This is a genomic window from Methylobrevis pamukkalensis, from assembly GCF_001720135.1.
GTDB lineage: Bacteria > Pseudomonadota > Alphaproteobacteria > Rhizobiales > Pleomorphomonadaceae > Methylobrevis > Methylobrevis pamukkalensis.
In genome coordinates, this window is sequence record NZ_MCRJ01000232.1 from 1 (window position 1) to 2,029 (window position 2,029).

1 protein-coding gene is annotated in these 2,029 nt (G+C 69.4%); it reads right to left on the reverse strand.

Features of this window, described 5'->3' with window-relative positions; all coding sequences use genetic code 11:
- Positions 1-100: 100 nt before the first annotated feature.
- Positions 101-2,029: DNA primase family protein (locus tag A6302_RS20100; protein WP_210183420.1), on the reverse strand; the 1,929-nt coding region annotated here is incomplete at its 5' end.

The following is a 2,029-nucleotide window of genomic DNA, read 5'->3' on the forward strand; positions in this document are numbered from 1 at the left end:
ATACGCGAGGCCAAAACCCTCACAACCCTCACGGACCCTTGATCGCAAACGCCTTTCGCCCCGAAACCCTCTCTAGACCCTCACAAACCCTCACAAACCCTCACGAGTGCCGCTCCGGCCAGTCATCGCCGCTCCGCGGAGGCGGCGGCACGCTGTGAAGCTCCACGTCGGGATAGACGCGCACGGCGCCATCCAGCCGTTTCAGCTTTGTTTTCATGATCCTGCCGAACATCGTCTGGCTCATGGGCCGCATGGCGCTCGCCGTCGCCCAAGCGGCATAGCCGTCGTACATCTCGCTCGCCGTCACCTTCCAGCCGGTCCGATGGCACACGCAGGCCTTCTGGAAGGCGCCGACGGGGTCCATCTCGTGCTGCAGGTCCTCGGTCGCCGCCAGCACGCCCTCCGGGGCGATCAGGCCCTCGTCGAAGTAGTGCAGCGCCCCGTCAATCAGCCAGTTGAGGATGCCGGCCCGTTCGGACGAGAGATCGGAGACGAGCTCGTTGAAGTCCCGCCGTCGCGCCTCGGGCACAGTCACCGGCCAGAAGATCACCGCCAGCCGCCGCATCATCCCGTAGTCGGAGCCGTCCAGCGTCGGATAGCCGTTGCCCGAGCCCTGAGGCTTGGCCACGGGCACGAATTCGAACGTCCCCTTGAACAGGTTGCGCACCGGGATCGCCTCGCCGCCGGTCAGCGTCTTGACGAGGCTTTCGCGCAGCGGCTGCCCCTTCGGCAGTTCGGGAATGCGCACGCCCCATTTGCCGTAGAGCCGGGCAAGGTCGGGGGTTGCCCCCTGGGCGGAGCGTTCGGAGGTTCCGGAGACCGTCTCGGCCGCCAGCGTGATCGCGAAATCGCCGAACACGCGGTGCACCACCTCCAGGAAGATGCTCTTGCCGTTGGCGCCGAAGCCGTAGTGAAACAGCAGCTTCTGGATGGGCACCCCGGTCAGCGACAACCCGTTGAACGTCTGCACGTAGACCCGCGTCCGCTCGTCGGGCAGCATCTCCTCCAGGAAGGCGCCAAAGCGCGGCGCGCTTGCCTGCGGGTCGAAGTTCACGTCGATGATCCGGGTGATCAGATCCTCGCGCGCATGGCCCTCTCGCGTGACCAGGCGCCGCCCGGAGTTGGCGCCTTCATAGTGCCCCGGAAGAAATCGGTGGGTGTGATTGCGCGTCGCAAACACATAGGGGTCGGCGTTCCAGGCCGCCGTCGCCACGGTCAGGTGCGGCGCGGCCATGGACAGCATCGCCTCCACCCGCGCCTTGTTCTTGGTCGAAACCCCGAATTTCCGGCGCGCCACCTTGCGCTTGTCCAGGGCTGCCCGCGCCCCCTTGCCCCGCGCCACCAGCCCGGCAAGGTCGCGGTCGCGCGCCTTCTGGGCGTCGGTCCACTCTTCCGGTGCCGGCAGCGCGGCGCGCTCGGCTTCCGCCGCCGCGCCCTCGCGCATCGCGGTCGCCTCGTCCGGGGTCGCGGCCAGAAAGTCGGCCTCCAGCAGGATCAGCTCGCCGATCCGCTGCGCCAGCCGCAGGGCGGCGTCCGGCCCGCCCTTGGCGTCCCAGTGGGTGCCGCACCAGACGAGGTAGTCGCTGTTGCGCTCGCCCTCCAGCGCCATCACCTTCAGGTCGGCGCCGAAATGGATGATCAGCCGCCGCGCGTTGTCGGTGTCGGAATGGTCAAGGCTGGCCGCGCGGCGGATCTTGTCCAGAAGCTCCGGGTCTTCCGGCGGCGGGCCGGAAGGCGAGCCGGGGTCCGGCACGTCGTCGTCATCCCAGGGCGGCGGAGCTCCGTGGTCGCCCCCCCCGTGGTCGCCCCTGTCGTCCGCATCGAAATCGCCCGGATGCCACGTCGGCTCGGGTCGCCCGTCGGGAATCGTGTCCATCGGCGGGGGTTCCGGGGCACGCCCGGACGAAGACGGGCCAGACGGCCCGCGCGGGGCATAGCGCCTTGCCCGCTCTTCCGCCTCGGCGCGCACGCCCTTCAGCGTCGCCACAACGTCGCCGGCATCCGCCCGCCCGGCCGCAAGCCCCCGGGC